Genomic DNA, 18,560 nt, shown 5'->3' with positions numbered 1-18,560 from the left:
GCGAGAAGATCGAACGGTGTCTCACTGCACTGCCGCCTTCCTGGCCAGATCCTCGGCGGCCGGGGTCGGACCGCCGCCCTTGTACGCCACACGCCACAGCGCGGACTTGGAGTCGGAGGTGAAGAAGCCGCGTCCGTAGTCCAGGACGTACAGCGAACCGTCCGGGGCGAACTTCCAGTCCATCAGGTTGCGGATGCCGTCGGCGCCGACCGGGATGATCTTCTTCAGGGATTCGGCATGCGTGGGCAGACCGCCCTTGCCGACCGTCTTCGGGTCGGTGAGCACGGCGTGCCGCGGCTGGGTGTCGTCGTAGAAGTCACCGACGAACCACTTGCCGTCCCAGTAGGAGGGCCACTTGTCGGCGCTGGTGCTCGCCGCGTCGTACCGGTAGACCGGGCCGTTCATCGTGGCCTGACCGCCGCCCTTGAGCCATGGCAGCAGCTGCTTCTGCTCCTCCACCTTGTAGCTCGGGATGCCGTTCGCGTCGCGCGGGTAGTCCACGCCACCGCCCTGCGGCGAGTACCAGATGGTGTTGGACGTGATCGGCGGCAGGTTCACCAGGCCGTCGTTGTTCGGAGACTCGTTCTTGGGGTGGTCGCAGCCGTACCAGCCGAGCGGCTTGCTCGGGTCGGGCAGATTGCGGTCCCGGTAGGGCTGCTTGTTGCCCATGCAGTACGGCCAGCCGTGGTTGCCCGCCTTGGTGATCGCGGCGAACGTGTCGTACTTGGCCGGACCCCAGGTGGTGCTCGGCGAGCCCGCGTCGGGGCCGACCCAGCCCGCGTACAGCGTGTCGGTGGTCTTGTCGACGGAGATCCGGGCCGGGTTGCGCACCCCCATCACATAGATCTCGCCGCGGGTCTTGCCGCCGCCTTCATCGGGCTCCTTACCGGTGAAGAGATTGCCCTCGGGGAGTGTGTAGGTGCCGTCGTCCTCGGGGTGGATCCGCAGGATCTTCCCGTTGAGGTTGTTCGTGTTTCCCGCGGTGCGCCGGGCATCGGCGAAGGAGACGCCCTTGTAGTTCGGCTGCGGGTTGTTTCCGGAGTAACCGCCGCTGAAACCGGATGAGTTGTTGTCACCGGTCGCGATGTACAGATTGCCCTTGGAATCCCAGGCCATCCCGCCACCCGCATGGCAGCAGCTGTGGATCTGGACCGGCCAGTGCAACAGCACCTTCTCGGAGGACAGATCCAGCTTGTTGGTGGCCGGATCGAGGGTGAAGCGGGAAACCTGACGTACCGCCATCTGCTTGTCGCGGTCGATCTTCGAGTGGGGTGTGTAGTGCAGATACACCCAGCCGTTCTTCTCGAAGTCCGGGTCCAGCTCGATCCCGAGCAGTCCCTCCTCGACCTTGACCAGTTCGTCGCCGCCGCCCTTGTTGCCGAAGACCGTCAGCTCGCCGGCGAGGGTGACCTTCTTGGTCTTCGGGTCGTAGACATGGATCTGCCCCAGACCCTTGCCGATGTCCGGGCTGTTCCAGTCGGTGACGACCGGCTTGCTGCTGTCGGCGCCGCCGCGCCCGATGTACAGCACCCGCCCGTCCGGGGCGACAACCAGGCCGTGCGGCTCGCCGATCTGGTCGTTCTGGCCCGGCTGATTGGGCTGGGTGACGCGCTCCGCCTTGTAGTTGGAGGTGATCGCCGCCTTGCAGTCGGCCTGCGAGATCCGCGTCGTCCAGTCGAGCGCGCCGCGCAGATGGTCGCGGAAGTCGGTCTCCGCGAAGCTGTCGACCGTACCGCCCATCGCCGTGTAGAAGGACCTGCCGCCGTCGTAGTCCCGGCACCAGGAGACCGGGTGGTCCCAGCCGTTGGCGCTCGCGCCCGGCTTGTACGTGATCTCCCGGACTCGCGCCACGGTGTGCACATCACCGGACGGATTCTTCGTCCAGTTGAGCCACTTGTCCGGGCGCTTCCACTCCAGCGGCAGGTCCTTGGTCGCCGGATGTTGCCGGTCTCCGATCTCAACCGTCGCACGCTGTACGTTGGTTGGGCTGCCGACTGCCGGACGGGCTCCGATCAGACCGGTGAACCAGTCCGAGTACGGCTCGGTGCGCGCCGCGTCGTGGATACCGAGGAACCCGCCACCCGCCTCCATGTACGCCTCAAGACCGGCTTCCTGCTCCGGGTCGAGCACATCGCCGCCACCGGTCAGGAAGACGACGGCGTTGTACCTGCCGAGCTGCTTGCCGTTGGTGAAGACGGCCGGGTCGTCCGTGGCGACGGTCCTGAACCGACCGGCCTCCGGCCCGGTGAGCCCGATCCTCTCGATCGCCGCGATCCCGGCGTCGACGGTCGGGGACTCATCGGTGGCGGAGGCATGGAACACCAGCACCTTGACATTGGCGCCGCCCGGCGGCGACGGCAGGGACAACGTTGTCGCAAGGCTGTGCGGCGGTTCCGGATAGGGTCTGGCGCTGGCGGCGTTGCCGCCGAGCAGGGAAGCGGTCAGTGCGCCGGCCGCCAGGGCCGCCGCAAGTCCGCGTCGCGATCTGGACCTGTGATGTGGTGTGCGCTGCATGTGGTCACCCACCCCTCTTTGGTCACTGCAACAGCGGATGAAGCTAGACCTCTTTTCGCGGCTCGCCAATAGCTATGGCGGCAATGGCACAAACTTTGTCCTGGGTGTGGATAAACGAAGATCACCCGGCTACGGTGTGGGCCGTCCGGGCGGCACCTGTGTCCCGCCAACCTCGGCAACCTCTGAAGCAGCCGCAATCCCCGTAATCTCCGCGGTCTACGCAATCTCCGTGAGCTGGGCAAGTTTGCAAAAACTCCGTAAATTCCTTGACGCAGTGGGGAGTTCGAAATGGACAGAAGGAGCTTCAACCGGCGGATTCTGGTCGGCGGTGGGGTGGCGGCCGCGACAGGCGTGACATCGTTGTCGCTCGGTACGGTCGAGGCCAGCTCGGCGGAACCCCCGCCCAGGACGGCCCCGGCCGGAGGCGTGGTCCGCCATCTCAAGCTGTACGCGGAGAAGCTGGCGGACGGTCAGATGGGATACGGCCTGGAGAAGGGCAAGGCGTCGATCCCGGGACCGCTCATCGAGATCAACGAGGGCGACACCCTGCACATCGAGTTCGAGAACACCATGGATGTGCCGGCCAGTCTTCATGTGCACGGCGTCGACTACGACATCGCGAGCGACGGCACCCGGATGAACAAGAGCATCGTCGAACCGGGCGGCACCCGCACGTACACCTGGCGCACGCATGCGCCGGGCCGGCGCAAGGACGGCACATGGCAGCCGGGCAGCGCGGGCTACTGGCACTACCACGACCATGTCGTCGGTACGGATCACGGCACCGGCGGCATCCGGAAGGGGCTGTACGGCCCGGTGATCGTCCGGCGCAAGGACGACATCCTGCCGGACAAGACGATCACGATCGTCTTCAACGACATGACGATCAACAACAAGGCGGCCCACGAAGCCCCCAACTTCCAGGCCACGGTGGGGGACCGGCTCGAAGTGGTCATGATCACGCACGGCGACTACTACCACACGTTCCACATCCACGGTCATCGCTGGGCGGACAACCGGACCGGTCTGCTCACCGGCCCCGACGACCCGAGCCACGTCATCGACACAAAGATCGTCGGCCCGGCGGACTCCTTCGGCTTCCAGGTCGTCGCGGGCGAACACGTCGGCGCCGGTGCCTGGATGTACCACTGCCATGTGCAGAGCCACTCCGACATGGGCATGGCCGGACTGCTGCTGGTCGCCAAGGCGGACGGCACCGTGCCGGGGTACGACCCGCACGAGACCCACGACACGGCCGCGCCGGACAAGGCCGCGCCGGACAAGGCCGCGCCGGACAAGACCGTGCCGGACAAGACCGCTTCGGGTGACACCGCGCCCGGCAAGACGGCGAAGGATTCGGCCGCCCACGACCCGGCGGCGCACAGGTCCTGACCCGGTCAGGTCTCCGACGCCGCTCCGGCCGCTTCGGCCGTTCCAGTGGCGAGGCGCAGCTGTTCCTCTTCGACGATGCGTCGGGCCAGAGCCCCGTCCGACACATCCACGGCGTCCGGCGTCGTCTCGGCGACGTCGCTGCGCCGTGCGTACAGGTCGAACAGCCGCTCCTTGCGGGCCAGGATATTCAGCATCCGCTCGTCGACGCTGTCGGCCGCGAGGAGCCGGTGCACCTGGACGGTCCGTATCTGGCCCATCCGATGGGCGCGGGCCACCGCCTGGTGCTCCATCGTCGGCTTGATCTGCGGTTCGCAGATGATGACGACGGAGGCGGCCTGCATGTTCAGTCCGACACCACCTGCCTGGATCTGGCTCAGCAGGACGGCGTGCCCCTCGACGGCACCGAACCGGTCGATCATCTCCTGGCGCCGGGCAGCCGGGAGGCTCCCCGAGAGCGGCCCGAACACATCCGTCCCCAGGGCCTGTTCGACCGTGAGGAGCACTTCGTGGAAGTACGAGAACACGACGACCTTGAGGCCGTTGTCCGCGGCCTCTGCGACCAGCTCGCGCAGCCGGTTCAGTTTCGCGGACGTGGCGGGCCGGGCGTACGCGGCCCGGCGCATTCGCATGAACTGCCCGGCGCCCACCGCCTCGCGGTAGGCATCGAGATCGTCCTCGCTGAACTTCTCCCACTCATCGACCTGCACCAGCGCCGGGAGTTCGGTCAGCACATCCTCCTGATTGCGCCGCAGATAGGCCGGGGCGACGGCCCTGCGGAACGCGTGCGAACCGGCGGCTCCATGGGTGGTGTGGATCGACGGCGCCAGTTCGGGCTGCAGATGGCGGACGAGGCTGCGGAACTCCTCGACCCGGTTCTCCATCGGCGTACCGGTCAGGAACAGCACCCGTTCGGTGCGTTGCGTCCAGCCGGACACCGCCCGGGAGCGGCGGGTCTCGGGGTTCTTGACATAGTGCGCCTCGTCGACCACCAGCATGCCGGGCCTCATGCCGCAGTCCCGGGCGGCCGGCAGGGTGTGCAGGGCATCGAACGTGGTGAGCGCGACCCCGCCGGTCTCGCGCCACTCGGCGAAGGCGCCCTGTCGCTCGGGGCCGTGCACCGGCAGCGCGCGCAGGGTGGAGCGGGAACGGACCTCGCGCGCCCAGTTGATGAGCACGCTCGCCGGGCAGACCACCAGGAAGTGTGTCTCGCCCCGCGCCGAGAGGTGCGCGAGTGCGGCAATGGCCTGGACGGTCTTGCCGAGCCCCATCTCGTCGCCGAGGATCACCCGCTTCTGCGCGAGCGCGAACCGGGCGCCGAACGACTGGTAGCCGCGCAGGGAGACGCGCAGATGGGCGTCGTCGAGCCGCAGACCGCGCACCCGGTGCGCGATTCCGGACGGGAGGAACCCCTCGGCCGCGTCCTGGTCGGGGCCGGTGCCCGACATCTCGGCGAGCAGGCTGTAGTACTCGGCGGACCGCAGCTCGAAGTCGACCCACGCCGCGACGTCCGACTCCGCGTCCCGCAGCAGATCGACCGACACCTGACCGAACAGCAGGGGAAGCCCACGCGTAGCCGCTTCGGCGACGACGGCCCGAACCGAGGCGACGGCCTCCAGCGCCTGGGCGCGGGCCTGCCGCCGGGTGAACAGCATGCGCAGCCGCCCGCGCGCAGGACCGGCCACGGCGAGCAAGGGCTCAAGACGCCCGATGAGCCGGCCCGCCGCATCGACGGCCCGGCGGACGTCCGGACCGGCCTCGACCAGCCGGTGCAGTGCGGTGACCAGTGCGGTCGTGGATTCGTCCGGGGTGTCCACGTCTATCCGCACCGCGACGGTGTCCCTTACCGCATGGGCGATCTGCCCGGCCGCGGCCAGTGCCTGGTCGGCGGTCTGAGCGCCGACCCCGGGGATCTGGCGGAGCTCGTACCGGTTCGCCTCGTGGACTCGGCCGACGGTCGTGAAGCCGGCCTGCTCGATCGCGCCGAGCCGCAGTCTGCCCTCGGTGACGTCCTTGAGTCTGGAGACCGGAATGGCCGACAGTTCGCTACGGATGAGGGAGTCGAGCAGCGGAGTCAGCGCCGTGTGCACCGCATCGACGGCGCGGGCATGATCGGCCAGCACCGCGCGCGCCGTGTCCAGCAGCCGCCCGGCCTGCGCCAGCAGCTCCCGGGCGTCCCTTCCCGTGGGCGCCCCGGCCACCGTCGGTCCGGCCTCTGTCATGTACGTTCCTCTGTCCGCGCAGCTCGGCTGCCGTCCTGCCCGGCACCTGCCCCGAGCGATTCATATCGTGCCACGCGGCGCCGACAGTGCCTTCGGTTCAGGGCGTGGGCGGTCGGCGTTCCGCCGGGGACAGCAGCAGGACCGCCAGGGCCCGCGCACAGGAGCGGGCCTGCGACAGGAACCACCTGGTGCGCGCTCGCGTGATCACGGACGGCGTGGCCCGGACCGCGAGAGCGAAGCGCGCATACCCGGCGCCGTCCGGCACAGGGACCGCCAGGGTCCGTACTCCGTACGCCGACTCGCCGTCGTTGACACGACATCGTCTACTCCGCCGTCTCCGCCCCGCGCCCCGAACACGGCGGGCTCCTCGTCCCCGAGGGCAGCCCCGTGCGTACGATCGCGGACCTCAAAGGCACCACCGTCCACCTCGCGATCGGCTCCTGGCAGACCCATCCGATCGCCAAGGCGCTCGACGACGCCGGGCTCTGCTGCGCACCGGTGCCATCGCCGCCTGGGTCGCTGCTCCAGCGCCGCAGACCGGGGTGGCTGAGCGGGTCGTTGCCGTACACCCCCTCGTCGAAGTAGCCCACCCACGGATCACCCGACGCATCGGCCAGCAGATGCTCGATGGCGTCGCCCATCCGGAACATCCACGACGGCCGTCCGAGCGCGTCGAAGACCTGCACATGCTGCTCTTCGGCCTTGCTGCGGGCATCCGCGAGCACGAAACCGCCGTCGGGCAGGGCATCCAGTTTGGGCCAGTGCGGCTGGACCGCACCGAGGTGGGTCTCGTACACATGGCCATCGGCCGCGGTGACGACCACGGCGTCGTACGGATCGACCGGTCCCGGCCCGGGCGCGCGCTCGCTGAGCAGCCAGTGTGTGCGGCCGTGGGCATCGACGGTGCTGTCGAACAGGTGCAGTCGCCTCTATGTGCGCGGCATGCGGGCGTACTCGGTCAGACGGACGGACTCCATGGTGCTCCTCGGCAGACTGCGTGAACGGTCGGCTGTGGACATCCGCAGGGACCGGCGGCGCGTTGGCCGAGGGCCGGAGGGAGGGGCGCCTACGCGGCATGAGCCTTTCTGGTGGTCATGAGGGAGATCGTCCATGGGGCCGGTGCTCGTACGCAATGCGGCGGCGGATATTCGCCATCCGTGTGCCGCCCTTGTACGGCGTACGGCAGCGCGGCCCGCCCGTAGGCCGCGTGCTGCGGTTGGCAGTGCCCGGTGCAAGACTCGGAACGTCGGGAAAGGTCCCTGCCACCGCGAGAACGGGCCTCATCGAAGGAGCTCGCCATGCTCACCACCCGTTTTGTCAACGGAGCGCCCAACTGGATCGATCTGGGCACGCCCGACCTCGACGGGGCCATCGCGTTCTACACCGGTCTCTTCGGCTGGGAGTATCTGGCCGGAGGCCCGGAGACCGGCGGCTACGGCATGTTCATGCTGGACGGGAAGACGGCCGGGGGCGCGATGACGGTCACCGAGGAGCAGGCGAAGCCGTCCTGGTCCGTGTACTTCCAGTCGTCGGACGCCGACGCCACGGCGAAAGCGGTCGAGCAGGCCGGCGGCAGGGTGCCGTTCGCCCCGATGGATGTCCTGGACTTCGGCAGGATGGCCGGTTTCAAGGACCGGGCGGGCGCGTTCTTCGGTATCTGGGAGCCGAAGGAGAAACCCGGCCTCGGCGTGGTGGGTGCCGCGGGCTCCCTGTGCTGGGCCGAGCTGTACACCCCGGACGTCCCGGCGGCCGCCGCTTTCTACGACACCGTGTTCGGTTGGGAGACCGCGCAGACGCCGTACCCGGGAGGGGGCGGGTCCTATACGGTGATCCGGACCAAGGGCGGCGGCGAGGGAGCGAGCTTCGGCGGTTTGGTTCCGCTCAACGCCGTTGCGACACGAGCGGTCGCCGGACCACACTGGCTGCCCTACTTCGAGGTCGACGACTGCGAAGCGGCCGTCGCGGACGTGGAACGGCTGGGCGGCAAACTGACGCTGGAGCCGATGGAGATGGAAGGCGTGGGCGAGTTCGCCGACGTCGCCGATCCGGACGGAGCGGAATTCGCTCTGATCAAGAGTGCGCAGACGCCGGAAGGCTGACCGGAAGCCATCGGCGCGCCGCATTGATGAAGCGTTGATCAGTCGTTTATCGCGACCGGGCACTGTGACTTCCATGCTGATCAACACCGCGGCCGAACCCGCGCTCGCCTGGCAGGAGACGGCGCTGTGCGCGCAGGCGGGGCCCGAATTCTTCTTTCCTGCTCCCGGCAGCTCCACCCGTGAGGCCAAGCAGCTCTGCAACGCCTGCGAAGGGCGCGAGGCCTGCCTGGAGTACGCCCTCGCCAACGACGAGCGCTTCGGCGTATGGGGCGGCCTCTCCGAGAAGGAGCGGGACCGGCTGCGCAGAACCGGTCGCGACCGGGCCTGAACTCACCCTGCCCGCACAGCGATCCGGCCTGCCCGGGGGTACCGGCCGCACCCGCACGTCCAGGCCGGAGTCCCACGGCCGGACGGGCCCTGCCGGGCTGGGACGATGTCCGCATGAATGATCACGACAGGGACGCTCTGCTCGCGGCGGCGGTGCGGCTGCGCACCGACGGACGCCCCGAGGAAGCCCGACAGCAGCTGCTGTCCCTCTCCGCCGCCTTCCCCGCCGATGCCGAAGTGGCCTACCAGACCGCCCGGGTCCACGACGTGCTCGGTCTCGAAGCCGAGGCCGTGCCGTTCTACGAACGCTGCCTGGACGGGACGGGGCTGTCGGAGGAGGGCCGCCGGGGAGCGCTGCTCGGCCTCGGAAGCACCCATCGGGTGCTCGGACAGTACGAGAGAGCCGTCAAGGTCCTGCGCAGCGGTGTCGAGCGGTTCCCCGACGACGGGGCACTGCGGACCTTCCTCGCCATGGCGCTCTTCAACACCGGCGAGCACCATGAATCCATGCAGCTGCTGTTGAGACTGCTCGCCGCCACCAGCGAGGACCCGCATGTGCGGCAGTATCGACGGGCGATCGAGCACTACGCGCAGGACTTGCACGAAACGATGTGAGCCCGGCTTCGGGGCGCTGTGCCCCACGGCCCGTCCGGCGGATCAGGGCCGGACGGGCCCTGATCCGCCGGACAGGACTGCGGAGCAGTGGCCCGGCCGACGGCCGATGACAGCCGGGCGGGCCCGTCAGGCCAGGGCGCGTGCTGCCAGCCGCGCCTTGCGGGCCGCCAGCTTCTCGTCGAACTTCGACGCCTCGCTGTTCAGGCCGCCCATGTACAGGCCCAGCTCCTCCTGCGCCTTCAGGCCGTCGGGGCCCAGGCCGTCGATGTCGAGGATCTTCAAGTAGCGCAGCACGGGCTGGATCACGTCGTCGTGGTGGATGCGCATGTTGTAGATCTCGCCGATCGCCATCTGCGCGGCGGCCCGCTCGAAGCCCGGCATGCCGTGACCGGGCATCCGGAAGTTGACGACGACATCGCGCACGGCCTGCATCGTCAGGTCCGGAGCGAGCTCGAAGGCCGCACCGAGAAGGTTGCGGTAGAAGACCATGTGCAGGTTCTCGTCGGTCGCGATCCGCGCCAGCATGCGGTCGCAGACCGGGTCGCCCGACTGGTGGCCGGTGTTGCGGTGCGAGACACGGGTGGCCAGCTCCTGGAAGGCGACGTATGCCACGGAGTGCAGCATCGAGTGACGGTTGTCGGACTCGAAGCCCTCCGCCATGTGCGCCATCCGGAACTGCTCCAGCTTGTCCGGGTCGACGGCGCGCGAGGTGAGCAGATAGTCGCGCATCACGATGCCGTGCCGCCCCTCCTCCGCGGTCCAGCGGTGGACCCAGGTGCCCCACGCGCCGTCGCGGCCGAAGAGGGATGCGATCTCGTGGTGGTAGCTGGGGAGGTTGTCCTCGGTCAGGAGGTTCACGACCAGCGCGATCTTGCCGATGTCGGTGACCTTCGACTGATCGGCCTGCCAGGCCTCACCGTCCTCGAAGATGCCGGGGAAGTTCCGCCCGTCGGAGAACGGCACGTACTCGTGGGGCATCCAGTCCTTGGCGATCTTGAGATGGCGGTTGAGCTCCTTCTCCACCACCTCTTCCAGGGCGTACAGCAGGTGGGCGTCGGTCCACGCCTTCGGGCTGCCGAGGTGGGGAGCGGTGATCGTCACGGGGACTCCTGGGGACGGGAGAATTACCTACGGACACGTAGGTTACGAGACCGTAGGTTAAAGCGGCAGTAAGGCCATCGCCAAGCCGGCCCCCGCGATGCCCGATTACGTAACGTTATGTACGCAGGTCGCGGGGGGTGTGGAGGTCGACAGTCCGCCTGACTGCCAGGTGCACCGATTTCCCTCATATCCACCAATACGGGGCTGTGTCGGGCTCTGGGGATTCGGAAAAGTGCCCTCAAGTCCCGGCGCTGGGGCGCTCCAGACCCGGATCCCGGCGCAGATACTCGGCCGTGAACGATGTGCGATGGTCGGGCAGCGCCGCCGGGGTCCCCTCGAAGACCAGCTCGCCGCCGTTTCTGCCGCCCTCGGGGCCGAGGTCGACCACCCAGTCCGCGTGCTTGAGCACCTCGAGGTTGTGCTTCACGCAGATCACACTGTTGCCCGCGTCGACCAGCCGGTCCAGCAGATCGACGAGCGCTTCCCCAGGGACGGCTGTCGCTGGGACTCCACCCGCACGACTCGGTCACGCGAGTGCGTTTCCAGGGCAATGCCACGAACACCGCAGCGAAAGCATGTGGTTGCTGGCAGCCGCGGTCGATTCGCACGGCGGGGACGGGGGGTTGACCCCCGCGATGACCGCGTCCGGCGGCTGCAAGGCCCGGGCCTTACTTCACCGGTGCCCCCCCGCACCGACCTTGTCCCCCACCGCTCACACTCCCGCGCGTCCCTCCTGGGCCGTGATGTCACCCAATTCCCAACCGGGCAACAGCGCCATCGGCGCCGTACGAAATCGCCTCCCGCCCGACGCGTGGTCAGCAGGCCCCGCCGAGCAGATCGGTCAGGCTCCGGTCGAGATCCAGGAACCGGTGCTCGTCGCCGGCCGGTACCAGTTCCTGCGCCCGCTCGAGAAAGCGGCGGAGCTCCGCAGTGCGGACGTGCACCATCGCGATTCCCTCGGTGGCATGGAACTCCAGGACCGTGCGGTCATATCCGAACGGCCTGATGCGCACGTCCCCGACACCGGCGGCTGAGTCCAACCCCGCCGCGAGCAACTCGCGGGAGAACTCCCAGGAGACATCGGTGCCCTCCAGGGTCGCCGTCGCGGGGAACGCCATGCGTACGGCGAACGGATCCCTCCGGTCGTACTGCAGGGTGGCGGGAAGAGTCTCCATCCGCGGTGCGGATGCGACCATGCGGGCCTGCACGGACTGCTCGATAACGGTGGACAAGACCTGCTCCCTTTCTCGGCCAGATGAACGGTTCCCGGCACTGATGGAGACGACGGAACTCCCTCATCCGTGCATCGGAAGGTGGCGTGAGCTGTATCACCGCACACCGCCGCACCGATCGAGTGCCCACTTACCGCCGGTGCACCCTGGACGGAGTGCAGCTCGTGGGCTAGCTTCCAGCGCCATGAGGGCCAAGGGGAAGACGAGACGACTGATGTCATGGGGGCTCTGTGCGGCGGCGCTGACCGCAACACTGGCCACACCGGCGGCCGCGGCCACACCGGGGGAGCGGCATCGGCCCGGCGAACGGCCGGCCTGGACGCTCACCGAGACCGGGACCGACGCACGCTTCCGCGGCCTCGCCGCCGTCAGCCGTCGTACCGCCTGGGTCGCGGGTTCGAAGGGCACGGTGCTGCGCACCTCGGACGGCGGCCGTCACTGGCGCGATGTGTCACCGCCCGGTGCGGCTCAGGAGGCGCTGGAGTTTCGTGACATCGAGGCATTCGACGCCCGGCGCGCGGTGGCACTGGCCATCGGGGAGGGCGAGGCCTCCAGGGTGTTCCGCACGGACGACGGGGGAGAGACCTGGACGGAGTCGTTCCGTAACACCGATGCCCGCGCCTTCTACGACTGCCTCACCTTCTTCGACAGCCGGCACGGACTTGCGATGAGCGATCCCGTCGACGGGAAGTACCGCATCCTGTCGACCGCTGACGGCGGCCGGAGCTGGCGGGTGCTGCCCAGTGCGGGCATGCCGGATGCCCTGACCGGTGAGGCGGGGTTCGCCGCCAGCGGTCAGTGCCTGGTCGCATCGGGTCCCGAGGACGTCTGGCTGGCGACCGGGGGCGCCGCCACCGCACGGGTGCTGCACTCCGCCGACCGAGGGCTGACCTGGACTGCGACCGAATCCACGATCCCGGCCGGCGACCCGGCACGCGGCGTCTTCGGCCTGGCCTTCCGCGACCGCCACCACGGCATCGCGGTCGGCGGTGACTACCGGGCCGGTCTGCCGTCGCCGAACGCCGCGGCGGTGACGGGCAATGCCGGCCGCAGCTGGCAGCAGTCCGCCACCCCGCCGGCCGCCTACCGCTCGGGCGTCGCCTGGCTCCCGCACAGCAGATCGGGTGCGCTGGCGGTCGGCCCGACCGGCACGGACCTCACCCTGGACGCCGGCCGAACCTGGCGCACGGTCGATACGGGGTCGTACGACACGGTCGACTGCACACCGGACGGCGGCTGCTGGGCCGCGGGCGAGCGTGGACGAGTGGCGCGCGCGGGGTTCTAGGGGGCGCCCGGCGGATCAGGGCCGGGAGGATCGCCGCTCCGGCCCGTCCGGCGATCGAGGAGCGGTACCCGGGTGGCGGATAGCCGCTACCCGGGCAGCTGCTGCCGGTACGGGGCGAGTTCGTCCGAGGTCTTCGTCGCGATGAACTCCGTGATCCGGTACGCGCACACTCCCTGTGCCGTGAACGGATCCTCCGCCGTGATCTTCTCGATCTGCGCGCGGTCGTCCCCGACGGCCAGGATCACCCCGCCGTCGCGCGGGCTCTTGCGGCCCGACGCGATGAACACCCCGGCCGCGTACTGCGTGTCCAGCCAGGCGACATGGTCCTGCAGCAGCGCGTCGATACGCTCGACGGGTGCGGTGTAGGTCAACTCGAGTACGAACATGATCTCCAGGCTACGGGACGAGGGCGCACCGGCCCGGGCCGTGGCCGAAGTCCCGCCCGGCCCGCTGCCGAGCCGCCCGCCGCGCCTGTTGCCTAAACTTGACAGCACTATGACAACGCTCCCGATGCCCGCCGACGAGGCTGAAGCCCGAGCCGTTCAGGATGCCCTGCGCCCCCGGGTGGTGCTCGACGAACCCGGCCCGCCGCCCGGCACCGGCCGGGTCACAGGGGTCGACGTCGCCTACGACGACGAGCGAGATGTCGTCGTGGCGGCAGCGGTCGTCCTCGACGAGGCGACGCTCGACGTGGTCGCCGAGGCCACTGCCGTCGGCCGGGTCACCTTCCCGTACATCCCCGGACTCCTCGCCTTCCGGGAGATCCCGACCGTGCTGGCCGCGCTGGAATCCCTGCCTACCGACCCCGGACTCGTGGTCTGTGACGGCTACGGCCTGGCGCACCCGCGCCGCTTCGGACTCGCCAGTCACCTCGGGGTACTCACCGGACTGCCGGCGATCGGCGTCGCCAAGAACCCGTTCACCTTCTCGTACGAGCAACCGGGCCCCCGCCGGGGTGACTGGTCGCCGCTGCTCGACGGCGAGGAGGAGGTGGGCCGGGCGCTGCGCACCCAGGACGGCATCAAGCCGGTCTTCGTCTCCGTCGGACACCGGACCGGCCTGGACAACGCCTGCGCCCACACCCTGCTGCTGGCCCGCGACTTCCGTCAGCCGGAGACCACCCGCAGGGCTGACGCGCTCTGCCGTCAGGCCCTGCGGGAAGCGACCGCCTGAGTATGTGTACGGATAACGCCCGCCGATCATGACGGGCAGACTGGTACACATGACCGAACATCGAACGTCCACGCGACAAGGAACCGTCTATCTCGCTCAGCGCCGGGTCGCGGTGGGGATGACTCTCGGCATTCTCGCGGGAGCGGTCTGGGCCGTCTCGATGATCTGCACGCTGGTGTCCTGGGCACTCTGACCCGAGAGGGCGCGCCGCCCCGCCGCCGCGGCTACTTGTGCTGGTCCGGGCCCTGGGCGTTGAGCAGCGCGCGCCAGGTGTCCTCGTCCCCGATGCCTGTCACGGGCAGGTTCCGGGATGCCTGGAACTCCTTCAGCGACCGCATGGTCGAGGGGGTGTACGCGCCGGTGGGGAGCGGTCCCACCAACGGGCCGCCGGATTCGGCCCTGCGGTCGGATCTGCCGATACGGGCGTGCCGGTGACCGCCTCCACCGAATCGGTTGCGGCGGACGCCCGATCCGGCGACGCCGTGGGCGCCGGGCGGTTCCTGGCCGGCGGTGCCCCGGCTGCCGCATCGGCCAGGGCGCACGCCCGGACCAGGTCGTCGGCCGGCGCCCGCAGCACCGCGTGCAGCTGCTCGACGATCCTGCGCGGTGCGTTGGAGGCGTGAGCGGGATTCAGATAGCGCGACAGGGTGGTCTGGTCGACCCCCAGCCGTTTCGCGAGGGAATTCTGAGTGGGTTTCTCGCGGCCGCCGCGCGCGGACGACTCCCACCAGTTCCTGCGCGAGGAGCCCAAGCGGCACCGAATCATCGGAAGGAATCCCTCCGCGGCGAACAGTGGTTAGTGTCCGTCGCATGACACATATGAGGAAGATCCAGGCGCGACGGATGACGGTGGCGCTGGTCGGCGCGGCCGCCGCGATGGTGCTGGGTGTGGGCGGGGCGATTGCCGTGGCCGACCAGGACGGCGGAGCGTCCGGCCCGACTCCTGTGTCCGCGGAGACGTCCGATACGGGAAGCGGCGGTCTCGCGGGCGGCGGGGACACCGGCGCTGGGGACAGTGGCTCCGTCAGTGGTTCAGGTGGCACCGACGGCGGCAGCTCCGGCGGTACGGATGCGGGAGGCTCGGGTGGTTCGGATGCGGGCCCGTCCGAGTCCCCATCTCCTACGGACGGACCGACATCGCATCCCACGGCTCCGGCAAGCCTGGACGACCTGGCGGAACGCATCGACGGTCTGGAGAAGAAGGTGGATGAGCTGCCCACCAAGAAAGAGTTGGCCGATGCCCTCCGCGCCTTCGCCGACGCGTTGGAGCAGCAGGACTGAGCCCACGGAACATGCTGCGGCGCACCCAGGGCGAGGCCGTACCGAAGGCTGATCCGGGCGGATCTGCTTCGTCGCGTGCTCGTCGGGGGTTGAGTAGGAACCAAGCAGAGAGTGCAGTTTGGTGTCACATGATTTGACACTCCGTCATCTACTCCCCGTCCTGGTGAACAACCTGCCGGTCAGGAACAGGGGTTCGGTCTTCTCGCCTCAGTGCGGGCATGAGGTCTTTCGATGCGGTGCATGTGTTTGAGCCGGGCCTGGTGGAGGTGGCGGCCTGCGATGAGGAGACGGCGCCGGCCGCGGTCGCGAAGATGGGTGAGCGGTGGGCGACGTCGGGGCCGTCGGAGGTGTGGCGGGTGCCGGGTGAACCGGGGGTGCGGGTACGGACGTACGCGACGGTGCGGCCGGTAAGCTGACACACCGGTGCCCCCGACCAACTGAACCTTGGTCGGGGGCACCATGCTGTCTGCAGCTACTGTCCAACGGCCTCGCGCTGGGCTGCGGCGATGGCCAAAATATAGCCCGCTGGTGCGGGACAGGAGGTCCGATCGGCACTGCTGTCCCGACCGCTGTCCGCGACGAGATCCTGGAACTGCGGGCAGTCGACCGCGTGCCATTCCCGCACGAGGATCTCCCTCTCGACCCTGACAACTTCGGCATGCCAGGGCAGGCAGTCGTCGCACGCCCAGATTTCGTACGGTGTCCCGTCATCCTGGAATGCCGCAAGGTCGACCGACCCCACGGGGGCGGAGTAGGTGACGTTCGACTTGCGCCTCTCGACGTCGGTCATCCGGCCAGTATCCCTGCCGCTTCGGCGGGATCGTTCTCAGGGAAGCGCATAACGTGTTTTAGGGGTGTGGCGCACACATCGCCACACCCTGTGGGCTTCCCGCGCAACACGGCCCAGGAATCCCAGCTCGGACACCAGGGGACAACTAACCGGCCGGTAGCCAGGGCGAATCAGGCGTGCCGTCGCAACGGGCGTGCAGCAACCTGAGGAAACGACCCCGTAGGCCTGGGGATCCCGGGGCCAACACCCAGCGCGTGTTGCGCGGATGTGGCGCACACATCGCCACACCTTGTGGGCTTCCGGCGCAACACCCAGCGTGGCTAGCTTCGCCACATGGAACTGATCTCTCCCTGCCTCACTGCTCTCGCTGCGACCGTGTCGCTGACCATGCTTCTTGCCATCGCTCACCCAGATCCGGAGATCCGGGAGCGGTCCCTGCTCGTGCTCGCGGTCCTCTTTCGATCCCGACAGTGATTACCCACGTCCAGCTTCCCTCATCCTGGACAATGCATGTCAGATCGAACAGGCGCTGAGTGCCCCAGTGGCGAGGTCCTGACTGAGGGGCCTGAGCTGAGGATCGTTTGTGCGAACCTCAACCTGCTGACATGTCTGCTCGCCCTGCGAGACCAGTCCGCGCCCCGTGATCTCTACCAAGTCACAGGCTTCGCCGCTCTCTCGGGTGTATAGGACGACTGGAGACCCGCGGGACATCCAGGGGATTGCGGCCTGATCCCGAGAGCCTGGATGGAGGGATCTGGCCGCAACAACATGCTGATGATGTCGCTGCGGGCCTGCGGCTGGTCGGCCAGCCAGATTCCCAGCTGGTGGCCGGCCCCTGCGAGCCGGAGGGCGGAGAAGTCCGCGCGGGTGGTCAGCGCCGTGCGAAGAAGCTCGGTCACACCCTCGGGGATGACCGCGTCCTGTTCCGGTACGACGAGGAGCGCGCGACCGTCGAATTGTGCGTAGGTGTCCAGGGCCTGACTGTCACGCCAGCTCTCCGGGTGCCGGATCAACTTGGTGAATCCGGCGCCGAAGGGAACGTCCCAGGCGTCCTTCCCATAGATCCCCGGCGCGCAGAGAACGATGGCTGCCACACGCCTGCCGTACAGGTCCACCAGATCGGCGACCGTCTGGCCGCTCATGCTGAATCCGACCAGCACCAGCGGGCGTTTGGAGCCGAATACCTCGTCGATGACGACCGCGGCCTGGTCGCGCCGCCGCCTGAGGCTGAGGTCGACTAGATCTCCGCTGCTCGCCCCGTGACCCGAGAAGTCCAGAGCGACAGCAGGATGCCCATGCGCGGCAAAGTCCTCGGCGAACGGCAGGTGCCGCTCTTTGTCACCGGTGCCGGCTCCATGCATGATGACAACGCCGCAGGCCCCAACGCTCTCGTTCTGCGGTGTCACGGTATAGAGACTGAGTTGTTCACCGTCAGCGTGAATCATTTTATGTATGACGGCACCCATTGCATCTCCCGACGTAGTGGTACAGCAGAAGTCCGACGCTCAGACGGCCACCGTGGGGCGAGGCGCGATGTGCGATCAGGCGTTGCGTCGTAACGGTCAGCAGTACGGTGGCTGGTTGGTCAGGGACGCTGCTACCCGCATCCACACCCCGAACAACCGGTAGAGGCTGGGCAGAGTACCCCGCGCTTGGACGGTCCGCGTGTCCTTCGATGTGACCCCTGGAATTCCCAGGAGGGTGGCGGCCACTGAAGCGGACTGCCAGCGGACGGTGAGGGTGGATGGATCCGAAAGGGGTGCTGTAGCCGTCCGTCGCGTAGAGAGACTGGCGGCGACCTCATCCTCAATTGCCGTGCGTGCCTCCTCGGTCGGGCGCAGATCTGCGGCGAATCGGTCCCGCGCATACTTCACGGCCACGGTGGATACAGAGGCATCCCATTCCTTCATCTCCGCGCAGGCGTAGTCGTCACCGGTGAGGACCACCACCCGAACACCGATGGCTGCCGCGGTCGTGTGAGCCAGACCGATCTCGCCCACCGGTCGGCCGTCCAGCCACATGTCCTCGATCTCGTGGCCCATAAAGCTGTGGCTCAGCACCCCGAGCGCGCCGGCCCGGGAGTGATAGCCGACGCAGACCATGGCATCGTGCTCCGACGTCAGGCCTTCCAGCATGCCCATGTGTTTGGGCTTGCCGCGGATGAGGCGGGCGGCCGGGTGCAGGGTCTCCGGAAGGATGTTGCGCATCGGGCCGTGCGCGTCGTTGACGGTGATGTCGGTGGCGCCGGCCGTGAGGGCGCCCCGGACGGCAGCGTTGACGTCCTGCGCCATCATCAATCGTCCACGTTCGTAGTCCCGGCCGCCGGGCTGGACATCGTCGGCGTCGACGAGCCCGGTGACGCCTTCCATGTCCGCGCTGATGTAGATCTGCACTGTTCAAACTCCTCAAGCTTGATCGCTTGGGAGACGTCAGCCGCACATCTCCGGTTCCTCGTCGGACAGACACCATCCGGCTTCGGTACGGATCCACACAGCAGCCTGATCGCTCAAAGCCACGCCCAGAAATCAGCCG

20 protein-coding genes and 2 pseudogenes are annotated in these 18,560 nt (G+C 68.5%); 10 read left to right on the top strand and 12 right to left on the bottom strand.

Features of this window, described 5'->3' with window-relative positions:
* Window positions 1-21 precede the first annotated feature (21 nt).
* Complete coding sequence (locus OG953_RS07040; RefSeq protein WP_405683076.1) at window positions 22-2,514, bottom strand: ThuA domain-containing protein; 2,493 nt, start codon at window positions 2,512-2,514, stop codon at window positions 22-24.
* A gap of 288 nt (window positions 2,515-2,802) precedes the next feature.
* Between OG953_RS07040 and OG953_RS07035 the strand changes: the two genes are divergently transcribed.
* A complete protein-coding gene (locus OG953_RS07035; protein WP_405683075.1) occupies window positions 2,803-3,906 on the top strand; it encodes a multicopper oxidase domain-containing protein in 1,104 nt (367 codons plus the stop codon).
* Window positions 3,907-3,911: 5 nt separating this feature from the next.
* Here the strand turns inward: OG953_RS07035 and OG953_RS07030 are convergent, their stop codons facing one another.
* The 3 genes and pseudogenes from OG953_RS07030 to OG953_RS07020 form a co-directional block, all read right to left on the bottom strand.
* Complete coding sequence (locus OG953_RS07030; RefSeq protein ID WP_405683074.1) at window positions 3,912-6,125, bottom strand: DEAD/DEAH box helicase; 2,214 nt, start codon at window positions 6,123-6,125, stop codon at window positions 3,912-3,914.
* A 97-nt stretch (window positions 6,126-6,222) separates the two neighbouring features.
* Window positions 6,223-6,438 (bottom strand): annotated as a pseudogene (locus OG953_RS07025) (IclR family transcriptional regulator C-terminal domain-containing protein); the annotation flags it as partial.
* A 10-nt stretch (window positions 6,439-6,448) separates the two neighbouring features.
* A complete protein-coding gene (locus OG953_RS07020) occupies window positions 6,449-6,949 on the bottom strand; it encodes a hypothetical protein (RefSeq protein WP_405683073.1) in 501 nt (166 codons plus the stop codon).
* 474 nt (window positions 6,950-7,423) lie between these two features.
* Here OG953_RS07020 and OG953_RS07015 point away from each other — a divergent pair, with 474 nt between their 5' ends.
* The 3 genes from OG953_RS07015 to OG953_RS07005 all read left to right on the top strand — a co-directional run bounded on the left by OG953_RS07015 (window position 7,424) and on the right by OG953_RS07005 (window position 9,166).
* Entirely contained in the window at window positions 7,424-8,224 is an 801-nt protein-coding gene (locus tag OG953_RS07015; RefSeq protein WP_405683072.1) for a VOC family protein, read from the top strand.
* A gap of 73 nt (window positions 8,225-8,297) precedes the next feature.
* The gene (locus OG953_RS07010; RefSeq protein WP_405683071.1) at window positions 8,298-8,552 is read left to right on the top strand and encodes a WhiB family transcriptional regulator; all 255 of its coding nucleotides are present in this window, start codon (window positions 8,298-8,300) and stop codon (window positions 8,550-8,552) included.
* Between the two features lie 113 nt (window positions 8,553-8,665).
* Window positions 8,666-9,166, top strand: coding sequence for a tetratricopeptide repeat protein (locus tag OG953_RS07005; protein WP_405683070.1), 501 nt, complete (start codon window positions 8,666-8,668; stop codon window positions 9,164-9,166).
* Window positions 9,167-9,292: 126 nt separating this feature from the next.
* On the opposite strand, the gene OG953_RS07000 is transcribed toward OG953_RS07005, so the two are convergent.
* The 3 genes and pseudogenes from OG953_RS07000 to OG953_RS06990 all read right to left on the bottom strand — a co-directional run bounded on the left by OG953_RS07000 (window position 9,293) and on the right by OG953_RS06990 (window position 11,499).
* Window positions 9,293-10,267, bottom strand: coding sequence for an acyl-ACP desaturase (locus OG953_RS07000; RefSeq protein ID WP_405683069.1), 975 nt, complete (start codon window positions 10,265-10,267; stop codon window positions 9,293-9,295).
* A gap of 238 nt (window positions 10,268-10,505) precedes the next feature.
* Window positions 10,506-10,745 (bottom strand): annotated as a pseudogene (locus OG953_RS06995) (excinuclease ABC subunit UvrA); the annotation flags it as partial.
* Window positions 10,746-11,082: 337 nt separating this feature from the next.
* Complete coding sequence (locus OG953_RS06990; RefSeq protein WP_405683068.1) at window positions 11,083-11,499, bottom strand: SsgA family sporulation/cell division regulator; 417 nt, start codon at window positions 11,497-11,499, stop codon at window positions 11,083-11,085.
* Window positions 11,500-11,713: 214 nt separating this feature from the next.
* On the opposite strand from OG953_RS06990, the gene OG953_RS06985 reads away from it, so the two are divergent.
* Entirely contained in the window at window positions 11,714-12,784 is a 1,071-nt protein-coding gene (locus OG953_RS06985; protein ID WP_405683067.1) for a WD40/YVTN/BNR-like repeat-containing protein, read from the top strand.
* A gap of 86 nt (window positions 12,785-12,870) precedes the next feature.
* Here the strand turns inward: OG953_RS06985 and OG953_RS06980 are convergent, their stop codons facing one another.
* Window positions 12,871-13,170, bottom strand: coding sequence for a YciI family protein (locus OG953_RS06980; RefSeq protein ID WP_405683066.1), 300 nt, complete (start codon window positions 13,168-13,170; stop codon window positions 12,871-12,873).
* A gap of 109 nt (window positions 13,171-13,279) precedes the next feature.
* Between OG953_RS06980 and OG953_RS06975 the strand changes: the two genes are divergently transcribed.
* Both OG953_RS06975 and mmpA read left to right on the top strand, forming a co-directional pair.
* Window positions 13,280-13,957 carry an endonuclease V gene (locus tag OG953_RS06975; protein ID WP_405683065.1) on the top strand — a complete coding sequence of 226 codons (678 nt, stop codon included), beginning with the start codon at window positions 13,280-13,282 and terminating at the stop codon, window positions 13,955-13,957.
* A 49-nt stretch (window positions 13,958-14,006) separates the two neighbouring features.
* The gene (gene mmpA, locus OG953_RS06970) at window positions 14,007-14,150 is read left to right on the top strand and encodes a morphogenic membrane protein MmpA (protein ID WP_405683064.1); all 144 of its coding nucleotides are present in this window, start codon (window positions 14,007-14,009) and stop codon (window positions 14,148-14,150) included.
* A 31-nt stretch (window positions 14,151-14,181) separates the two neighbouring features.
* Here the strand turns inward: mmpA and OG953_RS06965 are convergent, their stop codons facing one another.
* Entirely contained in the window at window positions 14,182-14,334 is a 153-nt protein-coding gene (locus OG953_RS06965) for a peptidoglycan-binding domain-containing protein (RefSeq protein ID WP_405691693.1), read from the bottom strand.
* 54 nt (window positions 14,335-14,388) lie between these two features.
* Here OG953_RS06965 and OG953_RS06960 point away from each other — a divergent pair, with 54 nt between their 5' ends.
* The 3 genes from OG953_RS06960 (at window position 14,389) to OG953_RS06950 (ending at window position 15,654) form a co-directional block, all read left to right on the top strand.
* Entirely contained in the window at window positions 14,389-14,580 is a 192-nt protein-coding gene (locus OG953_RS06960) for a hypothetical protein (RefSeq protein WP_405692451.1), read from the top strand.
* 187 nt (window positions 14,581-14,767) lie between these two features.
* On the top strand, window positions 14,768-15,238 hold the full coding sequence (locus tag OG953_RS06955) for a hypothetical protein (RefSeq protein WP_266355875.1): 471 nt from the start codon (window positions 14,768-14,770) through the stop codon (window positions 15,236-15,238).
* Between the two features lie 218 nt (window positions 15,239-15,456).
* Window positions 15,457-15,654 carry a DUF6207 family protein gene (locus tag OG953_RS06950; protein ID WP_405683063.1) on the top strand — a complete coding sequence of 66 codons (198 nt, stop codon included), beginning with the start codon at window positions 15,457-15,459 and terminating at the stop codon, window positions 15,652-15,654.
* 56 nt (window positions 15,655-15,710) lie between these two features.
* Here OG953_RS06950 and OG953_RS06945 read toward each other — a convergent pair whose 3' ends face one another.
* The 3 genes from OG953_RS06945 to OG953_RS06935 all read right to left on the bottom strand — a co-directional run bounded on the left by OG953_RS06945 (window position 15,711) and on the right by OG953_RS06935 (window position 18,421).
* Window positions 15,711-16,028, bottom strand: a complete 318-nt coding sequence (locus OG953_RS06945; RefSeq protein WP_405683062.1) for a hypothetical protein — start codon at window positions 16,026-16,028, stop codon at window positions 15,711-15,713.
* A 647-nt stretch (window positions 16,029-16,675) separates the two neighbouring features.
* Window positions 16,676-17,494: an alpha/beta hydrolase gene (locus OG953_RS06940; RefSeq protein WP_405683061.1), complete on the bottom strand. Its 819-nt coding sequence runs from the start codon at window positions 17,492-17,494 to the stop codon at window positions 16,676-16,678.
* Between the two features lie 96 nt (window positions 17,495-17,590).
* Entirely contained in the window at window positions 17,591-18,421 is an 831-nt protein-coding gene (locus tag OG953_RS06935; protein ID WP_398635306.1) for a M55 family metallopeptidase, read from the bottom strand.
* Between the last annotated feature and the right edge of the window lie 139 nt (window positions 18,422-18,560).

This window comes from Streptomyces sp. NBC_00057 (assembly GCF_045041165.1).
Taxonomy (GTDB): Bacteria; Actinomycetota; Actinomycetes; order Streptomycetales; family Streptomycetaceae; genus Streptomyces.
The sequence above is the reverse complement of the archived record's forward strand: the minus strand, read 5'-3'. Positions and strand labels throughout refer to the sequence as shown.

Bases quoted from the DNA above. Each gene is read 5' to 3' on its own strand.
- OG953_RS07040 (WP_405683076.1), bottom strand. From the start codon at position 2,514: ATGCAGCGCACACCACATCACAGGTCCAGATCGCGACGCGGACTTGCG.
- OG953_RS07035 (WP_405683075.1), top strand. From the start codon at position 2,803: ATGGACAGAAGGAGCTTCAACCGGCGGATTCTGGTCGGCGGTGGGGTG.
- OG953_RS07030 (WP_405683074.1), bottom strand. From the start codon at position 6,125: ATGACAGAGGCCGGACCGACGGTGGCCGGGGCGCCCACGGGAAGGGAC.
- OG953_RS07015 (WP_405683072.1), top strand. From the start codon at position 7,424: ATGCTCACCACCCGTTTTGTCAACGGAGCGCCCAACTGGATCGATCTG.
- OG953_RS07010 (WP_405683071.1), top strand. From the start codon at position 8,298: ATGCTGATCAACACCGCGGCCGAACCCGCGCTCGCCTGGCAGGAGACG.
- OG953_RS07005 (WP_405683070.1), top strand. From the start codon at position 8,666: ATGAATGATCACGACAGGGACGCTCTGCTCGCGGCGGCGGTGCGGCTG.
- OG953_RS06985 (WP_405683067.1), top strand. From the start codon at position 11,714: ATGTCATGGGGGCTCTGTGCGGCGGCGCTGACCGCAACACTGGCCACA.
- OG953_RS06980 (WP_405683066.1), bottom strand. From the start codon at position 13,170: ATGTTCGTACTCGAGTTGACCTACACCGCACCCGTCGAGCGTATCGAC.
- OG953_RS06975 (WP_405683065.1), top strand. From the start codon at position 13,280: ATGACAACGCTCCCGATGCCCGCCGACGAGGCTGAAGCCCGAGCCGTT.
- mmpA (WP_405683064.1), top strand. From the start codon at position 14,007: ATGACCGAACATCGAACGTCCACGCGACAAGGAACCGTCTATCTCGCT.
- OG953_RS06955 (WP_266355875.1), top strand. From the start codon at position 14,768: ATGACACATATGAGGAAGATCCAGGCGCGACGGATGACGGTGGCGCTG.
- OG953_RS06950 (WP_405683063.1), top strand. From the start codon at position 15,457: ATGAGGTCTTTCGATGCGGTGCATGTGTTTGAGCCGGGCCTGGTGGAG.
- OG953_RS06945 (WP_405683062.1), bottom strand. From the start codon at position 16,028: ATGACCGACGTCGAGAGGCGCAAGTCGAACGTCACCTACTCCGCCCCC.
- OG953_RS06940 (WP_405683061.1), bottom strand. From the start codon at position 17,494: ATGGGTGCCGTCATACATAAAATGATTCACGCTGACGGTGAACAACTC.